Source organism: Citrobacter sp. Cb028, assembly GCF_030336705.1.
Taxonomy (GTDB): domain Bacteria; phylum Pseudomonadota; class Gammaproteobacteria; order Enterobacterales; family Enterobacteriaceae; genus Citrobacter; species Citrobacter braakii.
The window spans coordinates 13477-36701 of record NZ_JAOWCZ010000026.1 but is presented as its reverse complement, the minus strand read 5'-3'; the positions used below and the strand labels follow the sequence as shown (position 1 = coordinate 36701).

General features: G+C 53.7%; 15 protein-coding genes. 8 read left to right on the top strand and 7 right to left on the bottom strand.

Going from position 1 to position 23225, the window contains the following annotated elements:
* Window positions 1-58 precede the first annotated feature (58 nt).
* Window positions 59-11347, bottom strand: a complete 11289-nt coding sequence (locus OGV75_RS03885) for a BapA/Bap/LapF family large adhesin (RefSeq protein ID WP_286480361.1) — start codon at window positions 11345-11347, stop codon at window positions 59-61.
* Window positions 11348-11928: 581 nt separating this feature from the next.
* Window positions 11929-12411 carry an SsrA-binding protein SmpB gene (smpB, locus tag OGV75_RS03880; RefSeq protein WP_003031211.1) on the bottom strand — a complete coding sequence of 161 codons (483 nt, stop codon included), beginning with the start codon at window positions 12409-12411 and terminating at the stop codon, window positions 11929-11931.
* A 154-nt stretch (window positions 12412-12565) separates the two neighbouring features.
* Here smpB and ratA point away from each other — a divergent pair, with 154 nt between their 5' ends.
* Both ratA and OGV75_RS03870 read left to right on the top strand, forming a co-directional pair.
* Window positions 12566-13009: a type II toxin-antitoxin system toxin RatA gene (gene ratA / locus OGV75_RS03875; RefSeq protein ID WP_003031213.1), complete on the top strand. Its 444-nt coding sequence runs from the start codon at window positions 12566-12568 to the stop codon at window positions 13007-13009.
* Window positions 12993-13289 carry an RnfH family protein gene (locus tag OGV75_RS03870; RefSeq protein ID WP_003839823.1) on the top strand — a complete coding sequence of 99 codons (297 nt, stop codon included), beginning with the start codon at window positions 12993-12995 and terminating at the stop codon, window positions 13287-13289. Before ratA ends, OGV75_RS03870 begins: the two co-directional genes overlap by 17 nt.
* A 50-nt stretch (window positions 13290-13339) precedes the next feature.
* Here OGV75_RS03870 and bamE read toward each other — a convergent pair whose 3' ends face one another.
* From bamE to nadK, 3 genes are all read right to left on the bottom strand, one after another.
* Window positions 13340-13684, bottom strand: a complete 345-nt coding sequence (gene bamE, locus OGV75_RS03865; RefSeq protein WP_003826401.1) for an outer membrane protein assembly factor BamE — start codon at window positions 13682-13684, stop codon at window positions 13340-13342.
* Between the two features lie 149 nt (window positions 13685-13833).
* Window positions 13834-15495, bottom strand: coding sequence for a DNA repair protein RecN (recN, locus tag OGV75_RS03860; RefSeq protein ID WP_016157188.1), 1662 nt, complete (start codon window positions 15493-15495; stop codon window positions 13834-13836).
* Between the two features lie 85 nt (window positions 15496-15580).
* Window positions 15581-16459 (bottom strand): NAD(+) kinase, encoded by an 879-nt coding sequence (gene nadK, locus OGV75_RS03855; RefSeq protein ID WP_016154073.1) that lies wholly within the window; start codon window positions 16457-16459, stop codon window positions 15581-15583.
* Window positions 16460-16581: 122 nt separating this feature from the next.
* Between nadK and grpE the strand changes: the two genes are divergently transcribed.
* Window positions 16582-17175: a nucleotide exchange factor GrpE gene (gene grpE / locus OGV75_RS03850; RefSeq protein WP_003031221.1), complete on the top strand. Its 594-nt coding sequence runs from the start codon at window positions 16582-16584 to the stop codon at window positions 17173-17175.
* 50 nt (window positions 17176-17225) lie between these two features.
* On the opposite strand, the gene OGV75_RS03845 is transcribed toward grpE, so the two are convergent.
* Together OGV75_RS03845 and OGV75_RS03840 are read right to left on the bottom strand one after the other, a co-directional pair.
* Window positions 17226-18515 (bottom strand): HlyC/CorC family transporter, encoded by a 1290-nt coding sequence (locus tag OGV75_RS03845; RefSeq protein WP_008785520.1) that lies wholly within the window; start codon window positions 18513-18515, stop codon window positions 17226-17228.
* Window positions 18516-18533: 18 nt separating this feature from the next.
* Entirely contained in the window at window positions 18534-19325 is a 792-nt protein-coding gene (locus OGV75_RS03840; RefSeq protein WP_003031224.1) for a cytochrome C assembly family protein, read from the bottom strand.
* A gap of 165 nt (window positions 19326-19490) precedes the next feature.
* Here OGV75_RS03840 and ffh point away from each other — a divergent pair, with 165 nt between their 5' ends.
* The 5 genes from ffh (at window position 19491) to rplS (ending at window position 23122) form a co-directional block, all read left to right on the top strand.
* Window positions 19491-20852: a signal recognition particle protein gene (gene ffh / locus OGV75_RS03835; RefSeq protein ID WP_003031226.1), complete on the top strand. Its 1362-nt coding sequence runs from the start codon at window positions 19491-19493 to the stop codon at window positions 20850-20852.
* Window positions 20853-21105: 253 nt separating this feature from the next.
* Window positions 21106-21354: a 30S ribosomal protein S16 gene (gene rpsP, locus OGV75_RS03830; RefSeq protein ID WP_003031228.1), complete on the top strand. Its 249-nt coding sequence runs from the start codon at window positions 21106-21108 to the stop codon at window positions 21352-21354.
* Between the two features lie 18 nt (window positions 21355-21372).
* The gene (gene rimM, locus OGV75_RS03825) at window positions 21373-21921 is read left to right on the top strand and encodes a ribosome maturation factor RimM (protein ID WP_003031230.1); all 549 of its coding nucleotides are present in this window, start codon (window positions 21373-21375) and stop codon (window positions 21919-21921) included.
* 44 nt (window positions 21922-21965) lie between these two features.
* Window positions 21966-22733, top strand: coding sequence for a tRNA (guanosine(37)-N1)-methyltransferase TrmD (trmD, locus tag OGV75_RS03820; protein WP_016157187.1), 768 nt, complete (start codon window positions 21966-21968; stop codon window positions 22731-22733).
* A gap of 41 nt (window positions 22734-22774) precedes the next feature.
* Window positions 22775-23122: a 50S ribosomal protein L19 gene (rplS, locus tag OGV75_RS03815; protein ID WP_002914145.1), complete on the top strand. Its 348-nt coding sequence runs from the start codon at window positions 22775-22777 to the stop codon at window positions 23120-23122.
* Window positions 23123-23225 lie beyond the last annotated feature (103 nt).

Below are 23225 nucleotides of genomic sequence, written 5' to 3'. Positions count from 1 at the left end.
CCCGGACGTCATGGCATCCGGGGCTGTAGTTATGGCACTTTAACGTTATGCGTTAGCTTCAGGGCACAATGTGATTTTGTTGCACCAGCTCATCGAGCGTGGTGTGTACGTTCTCCAGCGTTATGAGATTGGTTGAGTGCCAGGTGTTGCCGGTACCGTCGCGGTCGATAGCAATCACCGTGTTGTTACCGTTGGTGGTCACGGTGAGGTAGTTGCCGAGCGTAGCGTTCTGCCCGTTCCAGCCCACCAGCAGGTCGCCGATATCGATTTTGTCGCCCTGGGCCAGCGAGAAGTTGGTCCAGTTGTCGGTAGCGCCATTGCTAATGTTGCCGCCGGTAGCGTCGTTGGCGTTGAGCAGGTGATAAATCAGCGTATCGCCGTAGACCGATCCGGTGATCACCTCATGCTGTGCGGTGCTTACCATCTGCGGATTCATATTGATGGTCAGCGTAGCGGTGTCCGTATGCCCGTTTTGGTCGTTAAGCGTATAGGTAAAGGTCTCTTTGCTGGTGATCGATGCTACGGTTGCACCCGGCTTCAGCGTGTAGATGTATGAGCCATCCAGGTTCATGGTCAGTGATCCATAATGACCCTGAATTATTGCGCTACTGGCGCTGCTGGCCGGATTGAGGGTGGCAGTACTGCCGTTAAAGCCGGTGACGGTGAGCTGGGTATGGACGGTTGAGAGCTGATCGTGCGCGCCGGCGGCATCACTGCCATCAAAAATATTGCCATTCACCGTGGTGGCGTTAACGTCATAGGTATTGAGGTGCCATGTCGTGCCCGTGACGTTTGGCGTAATGCTGACGTTGCCAACTGCCAGTCCTCCCATTGTTCCGGTGAAGCTGATGTTGTAATGGCCTGCGGCCAGCTCGGCATTACCCAGCGAGATGGCAATTGAACTGCCTAACAGGCTGATGGAACTGGCGGGTACAGAGCCAGAAAGCGAGAATCCGTCGGGACCGGTGATTGTCCAGGCAATGCCCAGCGTACCGACGGTGATAAGCGTGCCGATGTTGAAGTTGAGCGTGGCGCTTTTCAGTACGTCATTTGTCGCGATATCAAACGAACCTGTACCGGTTGCTTTGTTCCCAAGCGTCGGAATTGTCGCTGTTCCCAGCGCGCCGCTTCCGTATGCAGCAGAATCCTGAACGGTACTTACCGCCATCGTGCTACTGATGTCATTTACGGCGTCCAGCGGCTGCGGCGTTGGTTTGATATTCAGCGAGGCGCTGCCGGTATCGCCGTTTGGTGCTCTGACCTTATATACGAAGCTGTCCGGGGTGTTGATACCGTCTGCACCCAGTCCGCTTCTTAGCGTGTAGGTGTAGTTCCCCTTCGCATCGATAGTCAGCGTGCCGTACTGCCCATTAATAGTGGTAGTGCCCGTCCCGTTAACGACGATACCGTTTACTTCGGTGATAACGGTATTGGCCGGAGCCGAGTCGTTGACCAGCAGATTGCCATTGGTTGTCGCACTCAGGCTGTCGACGGCGTAGGTGTGATCGGCCTGAATATTCAGGGTATAGCTGGTCAGCAGCGTCAGACCGCCGGAAGCGTTAAGCAGGAACAGATAATCGCCACCCGGTAGCGTAATGGTATACGCTGACGAACTTCCGCCCAGTAGGGCAGTGACCCAGTTTGGCTGTACCCGGTACTGCTCATACTGCTGAATTGACTCGTTGAAGCGATAAACATAGAGATCGAAGCCGCCAAGCGTCACGCCGAGAACATTAGCCTGTACGGTCAGCGTGCGGGTTGCGCCATCGTCAACGTTGAACTTAATCGGGTTAGTCAGACCGTTGACCAGACTGACGTCCAGCACATTGCCGAGTCCGACGCTGGCGAGCGTGAAGCCGGTTTGTTGTGATGGCAAGTGGTCAACCGCGATGACCTGCGTTCCGTAAGTCAGCACTGCTGCATCGTCTGCCGCGGTTACCGTGCTGGTGGTTGGAGCCTGACCGAGCGTTACCACCAGTTTTGCCGAGGAGTGATCGCTGCCATGCGTCAGCGTGTAGGTGAAGCTTTCGGAGCGCCCATACACCGAGATTGACGTATTGGTCAGGGTATAGGTGTAGCTACCGTTCTGATTGATATGCAGGATGCCGTATTTCCCCTGCACATCAATGCCGCCCGCCGGGATATTCACGACGTTGCCGTTACCGTCGGTGATGGAGGTGACCAACGTGCCGGAAGGCGCATTATCCTGCCCGTTGGCGGGATCGGTATCCGTGATGATGTTCCCGGATTCCGTGGTACCGCCGATGATGGTCCCTGCGCTGGCTTTTACCACTGAGACATCAAGGCTGGTGTATGCCCCGGTCGCCAGCAGGTTGGTGTTGTAACTGACCACGCGGTAATCACCGCCAGTCAGTCCGCCGTAATTGAGCGTTACGCCCGAGGCGCCCAGGGTGAGCAGGCTGGCGAAGTCTGGTTTCCCGGTATCCACCACCGTTACCCAGGCATTCAGCCCGGTGTCAAAGCGCTGGATAACGACTTCAAGCGTGTTTAACAGCGACAGCACCACGCCGGTCGCGGCGGCATTGATCGTAATGGACCCACTGCCGCCAGAAGCGATGCTGAAATTAACGCTTGCCGTATCGTTCCCCAGCACGTTGGCGACATTCCCCAACGCATTAACCAGCAGGAAACCATAATCGCTTTGATGATCGGTGCTGACGATAACATCGGTTTGCAGCGGCAGACTGGTGACATTGTCTTCAGCCAGCAGCGGTAATACCGGTGCGATAGCGCTTGTCGGCGATGAGGTATTGCCCGCCGCATCGGTCGCCGTGGCGGACAGCGACTGGCCTTCAATCTGGCGAACCGGCAGGTTGACGCTGTAGACACCGCTGCTGTTGGCGATTGCCGTCACGCTGGTGCCGCCGGGCAGGGAGATAGTGACCGTGCTTCCCGCTTCGGCGACGCCGCTGACGGTGCCGCCATCGGCGCTGATCAGTATCGTTGGCGCGGTCGGTGGCGTGGTGTCCACAATCACGCTGAACGAGCTGGACAACCCGCTTGCGCCGTTGGCGTTTGTTGCAGTGGCGGTAAACGCGTGGTTACCTTCGCTGAGCGCCCCGGATGGGGTAAAGCTCCAGATCCCGTTACCGTCTGCGGTCGTGGTGCCCATGAGCACGCCGTTGTTGTACAGGCTGACGATGGCGTTAGCCTGCGCCGTTCCGCTGAGCGTTGGCAGCGTATCATTGGTTGTTTTACCGGGGGCGACGGGCCCCGTGATCGTACCGACGTCATCAAGTACGCTGGCAATAACTGGTACAGGCGGTACGCCGGTAAACGGTGCCAGAACGTTACCCGCCGTGCCGATGTTGCCTGCGGCATCCTGGGCGCTGACCTGCAGCGTTTGCCCACTGATTTGCGGTGGGTTCAGCGTGAAGGTGAAATTACCGGAGGCGTTGGCGGTTGCCGTGCCGAGCACCGTTCCACCGCTGGAGGTAATAATGACCGTGCTGTTTGGCTCGGCAACGCCGGTGAGCGTGGTACCGTTGGCGTTTACCGCCAGCCCTGTAGGAATGCCCGGGGCGACGGTATCGACCACGATCGCTGCCGCAGACGATATGCCACTAGTATTACCCGCACTGTCCGTTGCGGTGATGGTAAAGGAGTGGGTACCTTGTGCCAGCGCGGTGGTTGGGGTGTAACTCCAGTTGCCGCTGCCGTCCGCCGTCACGCTGATGACAAAGCTGCCGTTATCGTAAATATCGACCCGCGCGTTGGCTTCTGTGGTGCCGCTTAACGTTGGGCGTGCGTCGTTGGTTGGCTGATTAGCGCCAATCGCCCCGGTGTTTGGCCCGACATCGTCAATAATGCTGCTGATTGAAGGCCGCGTCGGCGCCGTGGTGTCGACCACCACGCTAAAGCCTGCCGTCGCACTGCTGGTGTTGCCCGCCGCATCAGTCGCGGTGACGGTGAAGGTGTGCGATCCATTCGTCAGCGGCGTAGTTGGGGTAAACGACCAACTGTTATTACTTTGCACCAGCGCCGTACCCAGCAGGGTGCTTCCATCATAGATGCTGACGGTGCTGCCTGCCTCGGCGGTACCGTTCAGCGTCGGGCGCGCATCGTTGGTCAGTTGTCCGTTGTTGAGCGCCGCATTGAACACGCCGCCTGCGATATCATCCACCACTGAGACCAGCAGCGGGGCGGATGGCGCAATGGTGTCGACATTAATAATAAACCCGCCGGAGGTGGGACTTACGTTTCCGGCGGCATCGGTGGCGATAGCGGTAAACACATGCTGACCGTTACCCAGCGCGGCAGGCAGATATTCCCAGGTGCCGTCTATCGCCGCAGTTACCGTTGCCAGCAGCGTGCCATTATCGTAGATGGCTACCCGGGCACCGGCTTCCGCCGAGCCGTTGAGTACGGGACGGGTGTCGTTGGTAAAGGCCCCGCTCGACAGCGTTCCGGTTCCCGGTAGCACGTCATCAAAAGCCTGGATAATCGTTGGCGCAAGCGGGGCGACGGTATCAACAACGATGTTAAATCCAGCGGACGTGAGGCTGACGTTTCCGGCAGCGTCGGTGGCTGTCACCGTCAGCGCGTGGTTACCGTTGCCGAGCTCGGTTCCTGGCGTGAAGCTCCAGGCGCCCGTGCCATCCGCTGAGGTAAAGCCGATAAACGATCCGTTATCGTAAACTCTTACCGTGGAATTGGCTTCAGCCGTGCCGCTAAGCGTCGGGAGTGGATCGTTCGTGGCCTGACCGTTGTTCAGATTACCGATCAGCGGGCCGACATCATCTGCAACCTGAGTAATCGCTGGCGTACCAGGCAACACGGTATCCACGATAAGCGCGAAGCCATTGGATGGCTGGCTGGTATTACCGGCGCTGTCGGTGGCGGTGACGGTCAGCGTATGCGGGCCGTTACTGAGTGCATCCGTTGGGGTTAAGCTCCAGGTGCCGTTTGCCCCAACGGTGGTGGTGCCGATGGGCTGACCATCGCTCAGGACGGTTATGGTCGCGCCAATTTCACCGGTGCCGCTCAGGGCCGGACGGGATTCATTCGTGGTCTGCCCGTTGGTTATCGGGCCTGTTGTCGGTGCGGTGCTGTCCTGAACTGAGCTGATGACTGGGATTGACGGGGCAACTGAGTCCAGCTCAATAGTAAACGATGATGATACTCCGCCGGAGTTACCTGCCCGATCAGTGGCAAAGGTGGTGAATATATGTTGTCCCTGTCCCAGCGGTGCATCCGGTGTGAAGCGCCAGTTGCCTGACTCGTCCACCTGCGCTGTACCGATGGCGACGCCATTATCACGGATCGTGATGATGGTACCGATCTCGCCTTTGCCGTTCAGCGTAGGCTGCGCATCGTTTGTCAGTTGTCCGTTGGTCAGCGCTGTATTGCCAGGCTGATCGTCAATTACGGAGGTAATGGTCGGTGCCGCTGGCGACAGCGTGTCGACGACAACCACAAACGGCGGCGTTGCCGGGCTGATATTGCCCGCGCCATCTGTGACAGTGGCAGTCAGCGAGTGGCTGCCTTCACCGAGAGCAGGCGCAGGCGTAAAGCTCCAGTTGCCGTTTTCATCGCTGATGGTTGTGCCGATGACCGCCCCGTTATCGCGGATAGTAACAATCGAATCCGCCTCGGTAACGCCAGCAAGCGTTGGAGTATTATCGTTGGTCAACTGTCCGGAGGTCAGGATTTGGGTTGTACCAACGTTGTCCGTGACTGTCACAATAGAGGGGGCATTCGGCACCAGGGTATCGACAATGATCTGGAAATCACCGGATGGATCTCCCTGGTTGCCTGCGGCATCTGTTGCGCGAGCGGTAAAGATATGGTCGCCTTCTCCCAGCGGAGCGGTCGGGGTAAAACTCCAGAATCCGTTGCTGTTTACTGTGGTAGTGGCATAAGCGATGCCATTATCGTAAAGGGTGATGGTTGCCCCCGCTTCGCCGGTTCCGTTAAACGTCGGGCGTGAATCGTTGGTAATTTGCCCTTTATCCAACGATCCGGTGCCGGGGGCAATATCGTCAATAATACTGGTGATAGTTGGCACCTGCGGGGGCGTGGTGTCGATGGTGATTGCGTAGTTGGGCGACAGACCACTTGGGGTACCGTCTACCGTTTGTGAAACCGTGAAGTTATAGGTTATGCCGTTAGTCAGCGCAGTGGGTAGCTGATAACTCCATGCGCCAGACACGGCATCGGCGGTTACCGTGGCGATGGATGCGCCATTTTGATAGATAGTCACCGATGCCCCTGCAGTGGCGGTCCCTTGCAGCAGCGGTAAGGTGTCGTTGGTGGTTTTACCATTGCCAATCACCCCCATGATGGGCGCGATGTCATCAACGATCTCAAGAGTCGGTGGATGCGGAACGCTGGAGGTAGCGGCGTTAAACGTTGTCGGATCGCTTTGATTTCCGGCGGTATCCTGAGCGATGGCGTTGAGCGCCTGACCGGTTGTTTGCGCTGGCGAAATGGTGACAGCAAAGTTACCAGAACCGTCTGCCACCCCCTGGCCGAGAATGGTGTTACCGCTGCGAATAATCACGGTGCTGCCGGCATCGGCCGTACCGCTTACCAGCGTCCCGTTAGGATCTACGCTGGTAACCGTAGGCGTTGCAGGCGGCAGGGTATCGACAATCAACGTCAGCGGGTTATCTGCAGCCAGTGAGTTACCTGCGGCATCCACTGCGCCGAACGTCAGTGTGTGAGTGACGTTCGGCGTGAGGGGAACATCCACACTCCAGGTGCCGTTAGCAGCAACCGTAGCCGTAGCAATTGCGACGGGATTATTGCCATCGAAAATTAACACCGTACTGCCCGGTGTGCCGGTCCCACTAATGGTCGGGGTGGTATCGTCCGTGACGCTGCCACTGGTTAGCGAACCGGTAAAGATTCCAACGTTATCCTGGATATCCGTTACCTGCGGCAACGTCAGCTTCGTGTTGTTAACCGTAAACGAAATGCTGTTTGAATTGTTGCTGATGTTACCTGCCGGATCGGTTGCGGTGGCGCTTAACGTGTAGCTTCCATTCGCCAGCGCAGTCCCTGGCGTAATACTCCAGGTTCCACCAGCCACCGTTGTAGTACCGATTACCGTCCCCCCGTTATACAGGGTGATGGTATCCCCGTCTGTGCCAGTACCGCGAATGGTTGGCGTGGTGTCATCAGTTACGGCATCTGGCGCAAGGTCGCCCGTGACATCACCGACATTATCGTTGGCGGCGATGATCACCGGTGGTGCAGACGGCGTCGTGTCGATGTTCAGTGTTATGGCGTTAGATGGCAGGCTGACGTTGCCTGCTGGATCGGTTGCGGTGAGAGTTACCTGATAACTACCAGGAGCAACCGGTGCTGACGGAGTGAAGCTCCAGGTACCGTCTGCACCTACTGTTGCTGTTCCCTGCAATGGGGGAGTACCAGCAAGATAGAGGGTAATCAGATCCCCGACGTTCCCCGTGCCGCTAAAAGTTGGCGTGGTGTCATTGGTGTTGCCATTAGTGACCACACCCGTTACCGGAGCCACATCGTCGGTAATGATTGGCGCGGCTGGTTGTGCGGGAGGCGTATTGTCTACTGTCAGAGTAAAGCTTGCCGACGGGATCCCCGTGTTGCCCGCGACGTCAGTCGCCGTGGCGGTAAATTTATGCGGCCCGTCGGCGAGTGAGGTTGGGGTAAATGTCCAGGTGCCGTCTGGCTGTACGGTGACGATGCCAATAGAACCGCCATTATCATAAATCGTAATCTTCGCGCCGGGCTCGCCGGTTCCGGAGAGTTCGGGATTCGAGCTCTTGGTACTGCTGCCGTTACTCAGCGTTTGTAGATTTGTCCCAATCAGACCTTCTGCAGAGCTGATAACCGGGGCAACTGGTGGGGTGGTATCAATCGTCAGCGTAAAGTTCCCTGCATTGCTGGCGTTGCCTGCAGCGTCCGTGGCGATAGCGGATAAATTGTGTGCGCCTTCACTGAGCGGTTGGCTGAGTTGAATACTCCAGGTGCCGGCGGGTAAAACCGTTGTGCTGCCAATTGGCGTGGAACCCTCATAGAGGGTGATTGTAGAACCGGCTATTCCGGTTCCTTTCAGCTCTGGTAAGGTATCGTTTGAACGGCTTCCGGAAGGCAGATCGATCGGCGCATTCCCAACGTCGTCGGTGGCAGCCAAAATGACAGGATCGCCTGGCGGTTGAGTATCTACGGTAACGCTGACCACAGTGGGTGAGGTGATGACATTACCGGCGGCATCGGTTGCCGATACCGTAAACTGATGAGTGCGATCGCTGAGCACCTGATTTCCCGGAACGGTATAGCTCCAGGTGCCTGAACTGTCGACAAGAATAACCGTCATCAACAGACTGCCATCGTACAGGCTCACCAGTGAACCTGGTTCACCGGTACCCGAGAGGGTTGGCGTGTTATCGTTGGTGACCCAACCGTTATTTGCAACGTTGCCCGTAATGCTGCCAACATCATCGTTAACCAACGTTATTACTGGAACGGTTGGGGCGATGCTATCGACAATAATTTTCCAACTGGCCGCGCTGCTGGTGTTGTTGGCAGCGTCTGTTGCCGTCACCGTAAATACGTGCGCGCCCTGGCTTAGTGCTGCGGTGGGCGTATAGTTCCAGTTACCGTTGTTATCAGCGGTAACGGTCGCAAGCAGGGTGCCATTATCATAAATTTTGACCCGCGAACCTGCTTCGGCGATGCCTTCAATTTTCGGTTTATCGTCGTTGGTTAACCCATTGTTATTGATGGGGCCAGTGAAATCGTCAACATCATCAGTAACGGCAATAATAACTGGCTGGTTTGGTGCAGTGATATCCGGAGCCAACGCGGAGGTAGGCTGACTCTCGTTATTGCTGCTGTCCGTTGCGGTGACTTTTACCGTTTCGCCGTTCTTTTGCGACGGCGCTATAGACACGGTGAAATTGCCGCCGCTGTCAGCCTGGCCTATGCCAATCGGGTTACCGTTGCTGTCTTTAACGGTGACGGTGCTTCCCGCTTCAGCATGTCCGCTTACAGAACCGCCGTCTCCGGCGACGGTGACGCCGGTTGGCGCATCAGGTGCCGTGGTGTCCGGTGCGGTGACAGAGGCGTTGTCGCCCTTGTTGCCTGCGGTGTCGGTCGCATTTGCCGTAAGGGTCTCGCCGTTGGTTTGCGGCGGAACCAGCGTTGCGGTGAAATCCCCATCCGTATCGGCAGTTGCCGTACCAATGATATTGCCATCTGGATCCAGAATATTGACCGTACTGTTGGGTTCGGCTTTGCCGGTGACCTGGTCGCCAGTGCCATTAACTAGCAGGTTTGTTGGGGGCTGTGGCGCGGTAATGTCTGGTGCAAGCGCCGTTTCTGGCAGGCTTGGGTTTCCTGCCGGATCGGTTGCGATGGCTTCAATGGTTTCGCCATTGGTCTGTGGTGGGTTAATGGTGATGGTAAATGAGCCGTCCGTTCCGGCGACGCCGCTGCCGATCTGAGTTCCGCCACTGCCGGTGATAACCACGGTATTGCCCGGCTCGGCCGTCCCGGTAACAACAGTGCCATCGGCAGATACGTTCAGATCGTCCGGCGCTGACGGTGGTTGTGTGTCGATGCTGATATTGAACGCTGGTGACGTTCCTCCCGTACCCAGGTGGTTGGTCGCCGTGGCGGTGAAGGCGTATAAGCCGTCCTGCAAATTGGTGTTGGAGGTCCAGGTCCAGTTGCCGCTGGCATCAGCTAGCACGCTTATGACAAACACCCCATTGTTATAAATGTTAACCGTGCTGTTGGCGTCGGCAGTGCCAGAGAGCGTGGGGGTATTATCGTTGGTGGCCTGATTATTGCTCAATGGTCCGGTTGAGGGGGCAAAATCATCCATTATGCTGACGATAACGGGCACGCCCGGGTAGCCAGAGTTGGTGGCATTGAAAGAGGTATCTGGCCCGATGTTGCCTGCCTGGTCCTGAATTTTCGCGATCAGCGCTTCACCGTGCGTCTGTGAGGGCGAAATCGCGATGACGAAATTGCCGGTTTGACCGACCGTTGTTGAACCCAAAACCTGATTATTACTGCCGATGATAATGACCAGGCTTCCCGCCTCAGCGCTACCGGTTACCGTTGTACCTTCCGGATTAACGGAGGAAATGACTGCGGCTGCAGGCGGGGTGGTATCAACGATGAATGTCGGCACGCGCGTTTCCGCGCTCACGTTACCTGCGGCGTCAGTTTGCGTCAGCGTCAGATTGTGAACACCATCGCTGAGCGGAATGTCCGGTGTAAATGTCCAGTTACCATTGCTATCTACAGTTTGCATACCAATCAGGATGCCATTGTCATAGATGTTGATGGTACTACCTACTTCGCCTGTGCCAGTGAGCGTCGGCGTGGCATCGTCGGTTACGCCGTTATTGGCGATAAGGCCGGTAATGGAACCGACATTGTCGGTTTCCTGAGTGACCACGGGGGCGTCGGGGGCAAGCGAATCGACAATAATTTCCCAACTGTCCGACATGCCGCTGCTGCCAGCACCGTTTGAAGCGCTGACGGTAAACTGGTGTGTGCCGTCTGCCAGAGGAGAGGATGGCGTAAACGACCAGTTGCCGTTGGCATCGATTGTGACCTGGCCTATTTCGACGCCGTTATCAAAAATATGTAATGTGGCATTCGCGGGGCCGGTGCCCTGGAGTGTCGGCGTATTATCGTTGGTGGATTCCTGCTGATTGACAGGGCCAGTAATCAGGTCCTGGTTATCGATTATGCTGGTGATAACGGGGACGTCTGGCCTGTTAGGAGTTGTCGTTGGCGGTGTGCCGCCATCACCGTCACCGTCGCCATCGCCATCACCGTCGCCATTACCGTTACCGTTACCGTTACCGTTGCCGCCGTTGCCATTGCCGCCGCTACCATTGCCGTTCCCAGCATTACCGTTTCCAGCGTTACCGTTTCCAGCGTTATTATCACTCCCACCGCCGCCGCCACCGCCACCACCCGCAGCGAGGCCAATCCCGCCAGCGACAGCGATCCCGCCAAGAACCCACGGCCAGACGGCGCCGCCTTCATGACTGCCTTCGGCCGTCATCAGCGGTGTGAGATCGTCCAGGTGCTGGAAATTGAATGCTCCGTCAGTATCCTGAACCCACCACAGTGCGCCATTACTGTCCTCCAGAACAAGTTGGTTTTGCGCTTCGCCTTTTCCGAGGTAGAAATTTTTAATGGTGATGGTTTCACCTGAGCGGAGTGTGACAACCAGATCCTGATTAACGCGCGTGAGTTGACTCACCTCCTCACGCGACACAGACAGTTTCACGATAGAAGGTGAACTGAGCGTAACTTCAGAGGCTTCAAAATTTGTGGAAACGCCAGTTAATTTTGATACAACGGCGAGTAGACGCATATGTTCACTCCTGATGGCATGCCGGGAGTATTAATCCGCAACAGCGCGCTGGGAAAATGAGCAGACAGGGGCTCCGTTCATCATAAAGATGAATTTACACATGTAATTTCATTGATTAGGTCACATAGATGTTAGTTTATTGATTAAATACGTCCGGGCCCTTTCGGCTGAATAGTTCTTTCGTATTAGATGATATAGTCAGAAAGAAAGTATTCTGCAACTTATCCATATTAAAAAAGTAATTAGTCATTTGAAAAGGATACTTTCCAGTTTGCTTTTAATGGTTGTTTTTATGGTAAATAATTGTATTTAAATGGGTTTGTTTTTATTGAAATAAACATCAATATAATAAACAACAGTAATAATAGTGTTATTCAATAAATGGAAATATGAATGCTATGGTCTTGAACTTTTATATTATTGGACTATAGACCGCTACGGTAATGACAGGGGGGTTATTTCATATCTGAACGATTCAGCATAAATAAACTATAAACGCGGTGAATGTATTGTGTGGGTTTCGATAACTAAAAAATAAGAACCAGTCTCAGGAGGGGAGACTGGTCACAGGGGAGTAGCGTTTAGCGGCCAGCATTTTTCATGATACGCGCTTTATCTAACTGCCATTCGCGTTCTTTCACATCAGAGCGCTTGTCGTGCTGTTTCTTACCTTTCGCAACGCCAATTTTCACTTTGCACCAGGCATTCTTCCAGTACAACGAAAGCGCAACGACGGTATAACCATCACGATTCATACGACCATACAGGGAGTCGAGTTCACGCTGGTTTAACAACAGTTTACGGGTCCGAGTGGGATCGCATACCACGTGTGTTGAGGCCACCGCCATTGGCGTGAAGTTGGCGCCAAACAGGAACGCTTCGCCGTCTTTGAGTATGACATAGCTGTCGCCGATGTTGGCTTTACCCGCGCGCAGGGATTTGACTTCCCAACCTTGCAGGGCGAGTCCTGCTTCGAACTCTTCTTCAATAAAGTATTCGTGTCGTGCGCGCTTGTTTAGCGCGATTGTGGCTGAGCCAGGTTTGTGTGCTTTTTTCTTCGTCATAATGCCGCTCAGTATAGGTAATCTGGAATCGAAAAACACCCCATTTCATCCAGCGGGGCGCAAGGCGCTATCTTAGCACGAGTTAGGCTATAGCGTTTTTTTTAGCGGGTGATAAATGGTATTATTTGTGTGATTGATATTGATGGGAATTGTTATGCCTCAGATTAGCCGGACCGCTTTAGTACCCTACAGTGCGGAACAGATGTATCAGCTAGTGAATGACGTTAAGTCCTATCCTCAGTTTTTGCCGGGTTGCACCGGTAGCCGCGTACTGGAGTCGACTCCGGGACAAATGACGGCCGCTGTGGATGTCTCGAAAGCAGGGATCAGTAAAACGTTCACCACGCGCAATCAACTGACCAGTAATCAGAGCATTCTGATGCATCTGGTCGATGGGCCGTTCAAGAAGCTGATTGGCGGCTGGAAGTTTACGCCACTGAGTCATGAAGCGTGTCGTATTGAATTTCACCTCGATTTTGAGTTCACCAATAAGTTAATCGAGCTGGCGTTTGGCCGTATCTTTAAAGAACTGGCTTCAAATATGGTGCAGGCCTTCACGGTTCGCGCGAAAGAGGTTTACAGTGTCAGCGTCGGCTAAAATTGTCGTTGAAGTGGCGTACGCGCTACCCGAGAAACAGTATTTACAGCGCGTAACGCTGCAGCAGGGCGCAACGGTGGAAGAGGCTATCCGCGCTTCCGGGCTGCTGGAATTACGTACCGATATCGATCTCAGTAAAAATAAAGTGGGTATCTACAGCCGTCCGGTAAAGCTTGCTGATGTTCTGCATGACGGCGATCGGGTGGAAATTTACCGGCCACTGATTGCTGACCCAAAAGAGCTGCGCAGACAGCGAGCAGAGAAATCCGCTAAAAAGTAACAGACAATAAAAAAGGTGCTCATTGAGCACCTTTTTTTGATCTCTCAAACCTACTTGTTATCGGTCAAAGCGGGTTTGTTATCAATGTTGGTCAATACGCCGCTGCTGTTAAAGGTCAGCGTCAGCGTTTGCTGGGTTACGCCTTCATGTCCAGGTTGCTGACGGAACACATAAAACCAGGTATTAGTGCCAAAAGGATCGGACATCATTGGTGTACCCAGAGCATAAGCAACCTGCTGTTGCGTCATACCCGTGCGCACTTTAGCGACATCGGTAGGTGTCAGATAATTTCCCTGGTTGATGTCAGGGCGGTAAACCACTCGCTCCAGAGTGGAACAGCCTGCAGTCAACATCAGTAGTACTGCTGCAGCAGCAGTCAGCGTTTTACAGCGCATAGTGATTTGATTCCTTTTCGGGCCCGAGCAGTACGCGGCTCATATGTAATATGCCGATGATAATAGACCTTTCACCACTTTAAAACCTTTTGCTGTCGGGTCGGTCGGCGATTTTATGTTGAACTCAGACCTTCACAAGGTAAAAAAGTTTATGCCGCCAGCAGTTCTTTTGCATTTGCGAGGGTATTGCGCGTCACTTCGCTACCGCCAAGTAGACGGGCTAATTCCTGCAGGCGCGCGCGTTTATCAAGCGGCTGCATGTGTGTTTCCGTCATCGCGCCATCTGTTTCTTTGCTGACATAGAAATGTTGATGACCACAGCCCGCAACCTGCGGCAGGTGAGTAACACACATTACCTGCGTTGACTCGCCCAACTGTCGCAACATTTTACCCACTACCGCAGCCGTCGGGCCGCTGATACCAACATCCACCTCATCGAAAATTAGCGCAGGCGTTTCCATCTTACGTGCTGTAATGACCTGAATAGCCAGCGCAATACGTGACAGTTCCCCGCCGGAAGCGACTTTCGCAATTGGCTGTAACGGCTGACCTGGGTTAGTGGTTACTTTAAACTCCACGCGATCGGCACCGTCTGCGCTCAGATGGTGCTCCTCAAATTTCACATCAATGCAAAAGACACCGTGCGGCATCGAGAGAGCATGCATGCTCTCTGTAATAAGTTGTCCCAGTTCCTGCGCATAATGCTGACGCTGTTGGTGCAGCATTTTTGCCGTTTCCAGCGCCTGCTGGTGGTGATTGTTCACCGCCAGGGTTAAGGTTTCGAGCGAGTCGGCCTGATCGTCCAGTTGCTGTTGTTCATCCAGCAGCGACTGATAGAACTGTGGCAGCACTTCAGGGGCAACATGATGCTTACGCGCCAACGAGATTTGCCTGGAGATACGCTGTTCGAGTTCGAACAAGCGGTTAGGGTCTAAATCCAGACGATCGCAATAGTGGCGCAGCTCGTCGCTGGCTTCGCTGAGCTGGATGGTGGCCTCTTCCAGCATATCCAGAATACCTGAAAGTTTGCCGTCCATGCCTGCCAGTTCAGTGACCAGGTGTTTTGCGGTGTACAGTTGGCTTTGCAGATTGATGTCTTCACCATCTGCCAGGATAGCCAGCGCCTGTTGGCTGGTGGTGAGTAATTGCCCACTGTTAGCCAGGCGCTTGTACTCTTCATCAATTTGCTCAAACTCACCCGGCTGCGGATTGAATTCGTTCAGTTCCTTTAACTGGTATTGCAACAATTCCGCCCGGGCTGCGCGTTCCAGGCTTTGTTGCTGATGATGCGCCAGGTCACGGCAACTTTGGTGCCATAGTTGGTAGCGCGCAGCCATTTCCTGGGTCAGAGACGCTTCATTGGCGTAACCATCAAGCAGGGATTTTTGGTGTTCTGATTTTGTCAGGAGCTGATGCGCATGCTGGCCATGGATTTGAATAAGTAACTGGCCCAGCTCGCGCAACTGCGATAACGGAACGGCGGTTCCGTTAATAAACCCACGGGAGCGGCCATCGCTGCTGATAACGCGACGCAGCAAACACTCACGGCCTTCCTCAAGCTGGTTCTCTTCCAGCCAGCGCAGGGCTGCGGGGGTATCTTTTAAGGCAAAACGGGCGCAGAGGTCGGCTCGCATGGCGCCTGCACGCACCATGTCTGCGTCTGCGCGTCCGCCCAGACACAAACCGAGAGCATCAATGGCAATGGACTTACCCGCACCGGTCTCACCGGTGATAACGGTCATTCCGTTCTGGAAATCGATCTCAAGTTCACGAACGATAGCAAAATTGCTGATGGTCAGTTGTGCCAACATAGCTGTTTTCCTGTATGAAAAACCATAACTGTAATTTCATACAGTATAAACTGGTTTTTTATACAGTAAAGAGGTTGGCGTTAAATTAGAATAATTTTTTTGACCAACCAAGCTTAGTGCTTAATGTGTTGAAATAGCTGTAATCTTTTGGATGTATCAGGTTCAGATGATAATCACAGCGGCGAATCAATACGTCTTCACCTTCCTGTATAGGCAGGGCGATTTGGCTGTCACAGCTGATTTCCAGATCGTTACGGCGATGGGAAAAGCGCAGGCGAATGGTGCTGCTACTGTTGATCACCAGCGGTCGCGCGGAAAGCGTATGCGGAAACATGGGTACCAGCGTAATGGCATCCAGAGAAGGCGTCAGAATTGGGCCTCCGGCAGAGAGCGAGTAGGCGGTAGAGCCGGTCGGCGTCGAGATAATCAGCCCATCTGAACGTTGGGAGAAGGCAAAAATTTCATCGATATAGACTTCAAATTCAATCATGTGCGCCACTTTCCCGGGGTGCAGCACAACTTCATTGATGGCAGTGCTAATGCGCTTCTGGCAATCCTGTTGACACACCTGAGCTTCGAGTAAAAAGCGCTTTTCGCTGATGTAGTGGCCTTCCAGCACGTCAGCTAACTGTTGCTGGGCATTGTCTGGGTCAAGGTCGGTCAAAAAACCGAGGTTGCCGCGGTTAATGCCAATAACCTTGATGTCATAACGTGCCAGGGTGCGAGCGGCGCCCAGCATATTGCCGTCGCCGCCGACTACCACGGCGAGGTCTGCCTGTTGGCCAATTTCTGCGAGCGTACCGGTTTTCACATTTTTCAGCTGCAGCTCGTGAGCGATTTGTTGCTCAACGATAACCTCATAACCTTTGGTGCACAGCCAACGGTAGAGCATTTCATGTGTGGTCAGTGCAGTGGGGTGACGTGGATGCCCCACAATGCCAATACACTTGAAATGTTTGTTCATTTTCTCGAGGTCCTTGTAACGAAGATTAGTGACAATGTGAGTACTTCCCTTGAATCCCTGAATCTGATCCCCATAATAAGCCAAGTTAGCGAGATGAATGCGAAAAAAACGCGGAGAAATTCATGAGTAGTAAAGAACAGAAAACGCCTGAGGGGCAAGCCCCGGAAGAAATTATCATGGATCAGCACGAAGAAGTTGAGGCGGTTGAATCAGACGCTTCTGCTGAGCAGGTGGATCCGCGCGATGAAAAAATTGCGAATCTGGAAGCTCAGCTTGCTGAGGCCGAAACTCGCGAGCGCGACAGCGTGTTGCGTATCAAAGCGGAAATGGAAAACCTGCGTCGTCGTACCGAACTGGACGTAGAAAAAGCGCATAAGTTTGCGCTGGAAAAATTCGTCAACGAACTGCTGCCGGTGCTGGATAGCCTGGACCGCGCGCTGGAAGTGGCGGACAAAGATAATGACGCTATGGCGGCGATGGTTGAAGGTATTGAGCTGACCCGTAAGTCAATGCTGGATGTCGTGGCGAAGTTTGGTGTACAGGTGGTTGCGGATATCGATGTGCCGATGGACCCGAACGTGCACCAGGCAATTGCAATGGTAGAGTCCGACGACGTTGCTGCCGGTAATGTGCTGATGGTAATGCAAAAAGGCTATACCCTGAACGGACGTACCATCCGCGCCGCGATGGTCTCTGTGGCGAAAGCCAAAGGCTAATCAGCCTTCAGGCCGGGTAATGCTCACGCGCTACCCGGCCTGAATTACTCTCACTGGTCCGACACGCTTTCCCGTAGCGGTTTGACCGGCAATACCTGCACCTGTTTAATCATATTGTCCTGCACGTCGAGAATATCGATATCGTACTGTCCGATGCGCACACGCGTGCCGGCAACCGGGATCTCTTCCAGCGCTTCAAGAATAATACCATTCACGGTACGTGCGTCATCTTCCGGCAGGTGCCAGTTAAACGCCTTATTGATTTCACGAACGTTGGCGCTGCCGTCAATGATCACCGAGCCATCATTCTGCGGCGTTACCTCTTCGGCAAGCGTGGGTGACATTGAAGTGGTGAAGTCGCCGACAATCTCTTCCAGAATATCTTCGACCGTGACCAGCCCCTGAATATCGCCATATTCATTAACAACCAGACCCACTTTCTTCTTGTTTCGCTGAAACTTAATGAGCTGGGTGCTGAGAGGCGTACCTTCCGGGACGTAATAAATTTCGTCGGCGGCACGTAACATGGTCTCTTTGGTGAACTCTTTTTTCTCTGCCATCAATCGCCAGGCTTCACGTACGCGCAGCATACTGATGGCGTCGTCCAGCGAGTCGCGGTACAGCACAATACGGCCATGTGGAGAGTGCGAAAGCTGACGCACGATTGACTTCCAGTCATCGTTAATATCAATGCCGATGATTTCGTTACGCGGGATCATGATGTCATCGACGCTGACTTTTTCCAGATCCAGCACTGACAGCAGCATATCCTGGTTACGGCGTGAAATTTGCGAGCGCGATTCATTCACCAGCGTTCGCAGTTCATCTTTACTCAGCGAACCGCTCACCACGATATCCGTTTTGATGCCCATCATGCGCATAAGTAGCCGCGTGATGGTGTTGAGTAGCCACACCAACGGCATCATCAGAATCTGCAGTGGAGCCAGCAGTACACTGCTCGGATAGGCGACTTTTTCTGGATACAGCGCGGCAATAGTCTTGGGCAGTACTTCGGCAAAAACCAGCACGACAAACGTCAGTACCCCAGTGGCAATAGCGACACCCGCATCGCCATACAGGCGCATACCGACAATGGTGCCGAGCGCGGAGGCCAGAATATTCACCAGATTATTACCGATGAGCACCAGGCTTATCAGGCGGTCCGGCTTACGAAGTAGCTTTTCAACGCGTTTTGCCTGACGATTCCCCTGCTTGGCCCGATGACGTAGACGATAGCGATTCAGGGTCATCATTCCGGTTTCAGAACCGGAAAAATAGGCGGAAATGACCACCATGATGAGAAGCGTGATAATGAGCGTGGTGGTGGAGATGTGTTCCACGTAGGGTTCCTTAAAGATTTAACTCACGAACTGCTGCAGGATACGACTGCCGAAATAGGCCAGCGTTAGAATGCCTGCGCCTGCGACGTTAAACCATACGACGCGACGTCCGCGCCAGCCTTCATGGTAATGCCCCCACAACAGAACGATATAGACAAACCATGCCACGATAGAGAGAACGGCTTTATCAATGTTCTCGGTACTGAACAGGTTATGCATGTAAAACAGGCCTGTGCACAGGGTGAGCGTCAGCAGAACCACGCCAATTTGGGTGATATGAAACATTTTCCGCTCAATACTCATTAGCGGCGGCATCTCATTGCTGAAGGCCAGTTTTTTGTTTTTCAGCTGGTAGTCGATCCATGCCAGTTGCAGCGCATACAGTGCGGCGATAATCAGCGTGGCGTAAGCGAATAGCGATAGCCCGATGTGAATCATCATGCCCGGCGTAGCTTCGAGATGGGTGATGAACTCGTTAGGCATAAACGTGGCGAAGGCCAGGTTGATCAGCGCAAAGGCGTAGACAATGGGCAGTAATAGCCAGCCACGATTGCGGGAAGCGACAATAGTCATTACCGTACAGATCATCAGGCTAACCAGTGAGCCGACGTTCAACAGACTCAGGTTTTGTCCGCTTTCACCGCCGGGCAGAATTCGCGCTTCCAGGGCGATAGCATGACTTACCAGCGCGACGACCGCGGAGAGAATAGCCATACGCCGCCAGCCGCTGTTTTTTTGCAGCAGAGCGGGAATAATCAGCGCAAGGCTGACTGAGTAGGCGACAAGGGCGAGCAGAGCAAAAACGGGCATATAGGTGTCGACAGTTGGCCAGTGATAAAGAAAAGCAGTATAGCGTTACGTGACCGCTGCTCCAACCGTTGCATAACAACAAAGGCGGCTTCATGTTATACTGCGACAAATTTCTGTTGATGTGTCGCTGTCGCGACCGACCGTTTCCACCCCAGGCGAGAGACAATGTTTGATAATTTAACCGATCGTTTGTCGCGCACGCTGCGCAATATCAGTGGCCGTGGACGCCTTACTGAAGACAACGTTAAAGAGACGCTGCGCGAAGTGCGCATGGCGCTGCTGGAGGCTGACGTAGCGCTGCCGGTAGTGCGTGAGTTTATCAATCGCGTAAAAGAGAAAGCGGTTGGTCATGAAGTTAACAAAAGCCTGACGCCGGGTCAGGAGTTCGTCAAGATTGTCCGTAACGAACTGGTTGCGGCAATGGGCGAAGAAAACCAGACCCTGAATCTGGCTGCACAGCCGCCAGCCGTTGTGCTGATGGCTGGTCTGCAGGGGGCGGGTAAAACGACCAGCGTCGGTAAGCTGGGGAAATTCCTGCGTGAGAAGCACAAGAAGAAAGTGCTGGTGGTCTCCGCGGACGTTTATCGCCCGGCGGCGATAAAACAGCTGGAAACGCTGGCCGAGCAGGTCGGTGTGGACTTCTTCCCGTCGGATGTCGGCCAGAAGCCGGTCGATATCGTTAACGCCGCGCTGAAAGAAGCCAAACTCAAATTCTACGACGTGCTGCTGGTGGATACCGCCGGTCGCCTGCACGTTGATGAAGCGATGATGGACGAAATCAAACAGGTCCACGCTTCTATTAAGCCGGTTGAAACGCTGTTTGTGGTCGACGCCATGACCGGTCAGGATGCCGCGAATACCGCAAAAGCCTTCAACGAAGCGCTGCCGTTAACCGGTGTCGTGCTGACCAAAGTTGATGGTGATGCTCGTGGTGGTGCGGCGCTCTCTATTCGTCATATCACCGGTAAGCCGATTAAATTCCTCGGCGTCGGCGAGAAAACCGAGGCGCTGGAGCCGTTCCACCCGGATCGTATTGCTTCGCGTATTCTCGGCATGGGTGACGTGCTGTCGCTGATCGAAGATATCGAAAGCAAGGTTGACCGCGCGCAGGCAGAGAAATTAGCCAGCAAGCTGAAAAAAGGCGACGGCTTCGATCTCAACGATTTCCTTGAGCAGCTCAACCAGATGAAAAACATGGGCGGCATGGCAAGCCTGATGGGCAAGCTGCCGGGCATGGGGCAGATCCCAGACAACGTGAAATCGCAGATGGACGATAAAGTGCTGGTGCGTATGGAAGCCATCATCAACTCGATGACGATGAAAGAACGCGCTAAGCCGGAAATCATCAAAGGTTCCCGTAAACGCCGTATTGCTGCCGGCTGCGGTATGCAGGTACAGGACGTAAACCGCCTTCTGAAACAGTTCGACGACATGCAGCGCATGATGAAGAAAATGAAGAAAGGCGGTATGGCGAAGATGATGCGTGGCATGAAGGGTATGATGCCGCCAGGCTTCCCTGGTAGATAAATATATCGGGCTACCTAATTTGCCTTTTTGACGTCGGGGTGGGCTCGAAATGCTCACGTACTGCATGTACGTTCCGCTTTCTGCGTGCACACCGACGCCAAACTGGCTGCAACGGTAATGCCCAAGTATAAAGCCTCATCACATGTTGATTGCTTTTTTCCCAGAAATCAGTAAAATTTTCGGGCTTTTAATATGACACTCGGGCTCCGTTCCTCGATGGGGCCTGGGTGTTTTATTCACACAAGAGGATGTTATGGTTACTATTCGTTTAGCTCGTCACGGCGCTAAAAAGCGTCCGTTCTACCAGGTTGTTGTTACCGACAGCCGTAATGCACGCAACGGTCGCTTCATCGAGCGCGTTGGCTTCTTTAACCCAATCGCTAGCGAAAAAGAAGAAGGCACTCGCCTGGATCTGGATCGCATCGCTCACTGGGTTGGCCAGGGCGCGACTATTTCTGATCGCGTAGCTACGCTGATCAAAGCAGCAAACAAAGCAGCTTAATCTGTCACGGTGGTCATGATGAGCAAGCAACTCGCCGCGCAGGCTCCTGTGGAACCCATCGTTTTGGGGAAAATGGGGTCTTCTTACGGTATCCGTGGTTGGCTCAGAGTGTTTTCTTCCACTGAAGACGCCGAAAGCATTTTTGACTATCAGCCCTGGTTTATCCAGAAGGCGGGTCAGTGGCAGCAAGTACAGCTGGAAAGCTGGAAGCACCACAATCAGGATCTGATCATCAAGCTGAAAGGCGTTGACGATCGTGATTCGGCGAATCTACTGACTAATTGCGAAATTGTCGTGGATTCCTCGCAGTTGCCAGCGCTGGAAGATGGTTCCTACTACTGGAAAGACCTTATGGGCTGCCAGGTAGTGACCACTGAAGGTTACGATCTCGGTAAAGTCGTCGATATGATGGAAACCGGTTCGAATGACGTCATTGTCATTAAGGCAAACCTGAAAGATGCGTTTGGTATCAAGGAACGTCTTGTACCGTTCCTCGATGGGCAGGTTATCAAGAAAGTCGATCTCGCTACTCGTACTATCGAAGTAGATTGGGATCCTGGTTTTTAAACCACCGGATAAACGGTAAAAGTCGGCGTTATGGGGATTGGCTTGTGTTTATAGGTATCGTTAGCCTGTTTCCAGAAATGTTCCGCGCAATTACCGATTACGGGGTAACTGGCCGGGCAGTAAAAAATGGCCTGCTGAACATCCAGAGCTGGAGTCCTCGTGACTTTACTCATGACCGGCACCGTACCGTGGACGATCGTCCTTACGGCGGCGGACCGGGGATGTTAATGATGGTGCAACCTTTACGGGACGCCATTCATGCAGCAAAAGCTGCGGCTGGTGAAGGCGCAAAGGTGATTTATCTGTCACCTCAGGGACGCAAGCTTGATCAAGCGGGCGTTAGCGAACTGGCCACGAATCAAAAGCTGATTCTGGTGTGTGGTCGCTATGAAGGAATAGATGAGCGCGTGATTCAAACCGAAATTGACGAAGAATGGTCAATCGGCGATTACGTTCTCAGCGGTGGTGAGTTACCGGCAATGACGCTTATCGACTCCGTATCTCGGTTTATTCCGGGAGTTCTGGGTCATGAAGCTTCGGCAATCGAAGATTCGTTTGCTGATGGGTTGCTGGATTGCCCGCACTATACCCGACCTGAAGTGTTAGAACAGATGGAAGTACCGGCAGTGTTACTGTCGGGGAACCACGCTGAGATACGTCGCTGGCGTTTAAAACAGTCGCTGGGCCGGACCTGGCTTAGAAGACCTGAACTTCTGGAAAACCTGGCTCTGACTGAAGAGCAAGCAAGGTTGCTGGCGGAGTTCAAAACGGAACACGCACAACAGCAGCATAAACATGATGGGCTGGTCTGAGACCCCCAAATATCAGTTTACCCAGGATAAGAGATTAAATTATGAGCAACATTATTAAGCAACTTGAACAAGAGCAGATGAAGCAGGACGTACCTTCCTTCCGTCCGGGTGATACCGTGGAAGTGAAAGTATGGGTTGTTGAAGGTTCCAAAAAACGTCTGCAGGCATTCGAGGGCGTGGTTATCGCTATTCGTAACCGCGGTCTGCACTCTGCATTCACTGTTCGTAAAATTTCCAACGGCGAAGGCGTTGAGCGTGTCTTCCAGACTCACTCTCCGGTAGTTGACAGCATTGCTGTTAAACGTCGTGGTGCTGTTCGTAAAGCTAAACTGTACTACCTGCGTGAGCGCACTGGTAAGTCTGCTCGTATCAAAGAGCGTCTTAACTAAGATTCGCGCAAGCGACATCCTGTTAGAAAAGGGCTGGCCGAAAGGCTGGCCCTTTTTTTATTCCGACCTTACTCTTTTGTTTTATTGCAATTGGATGGCTGCG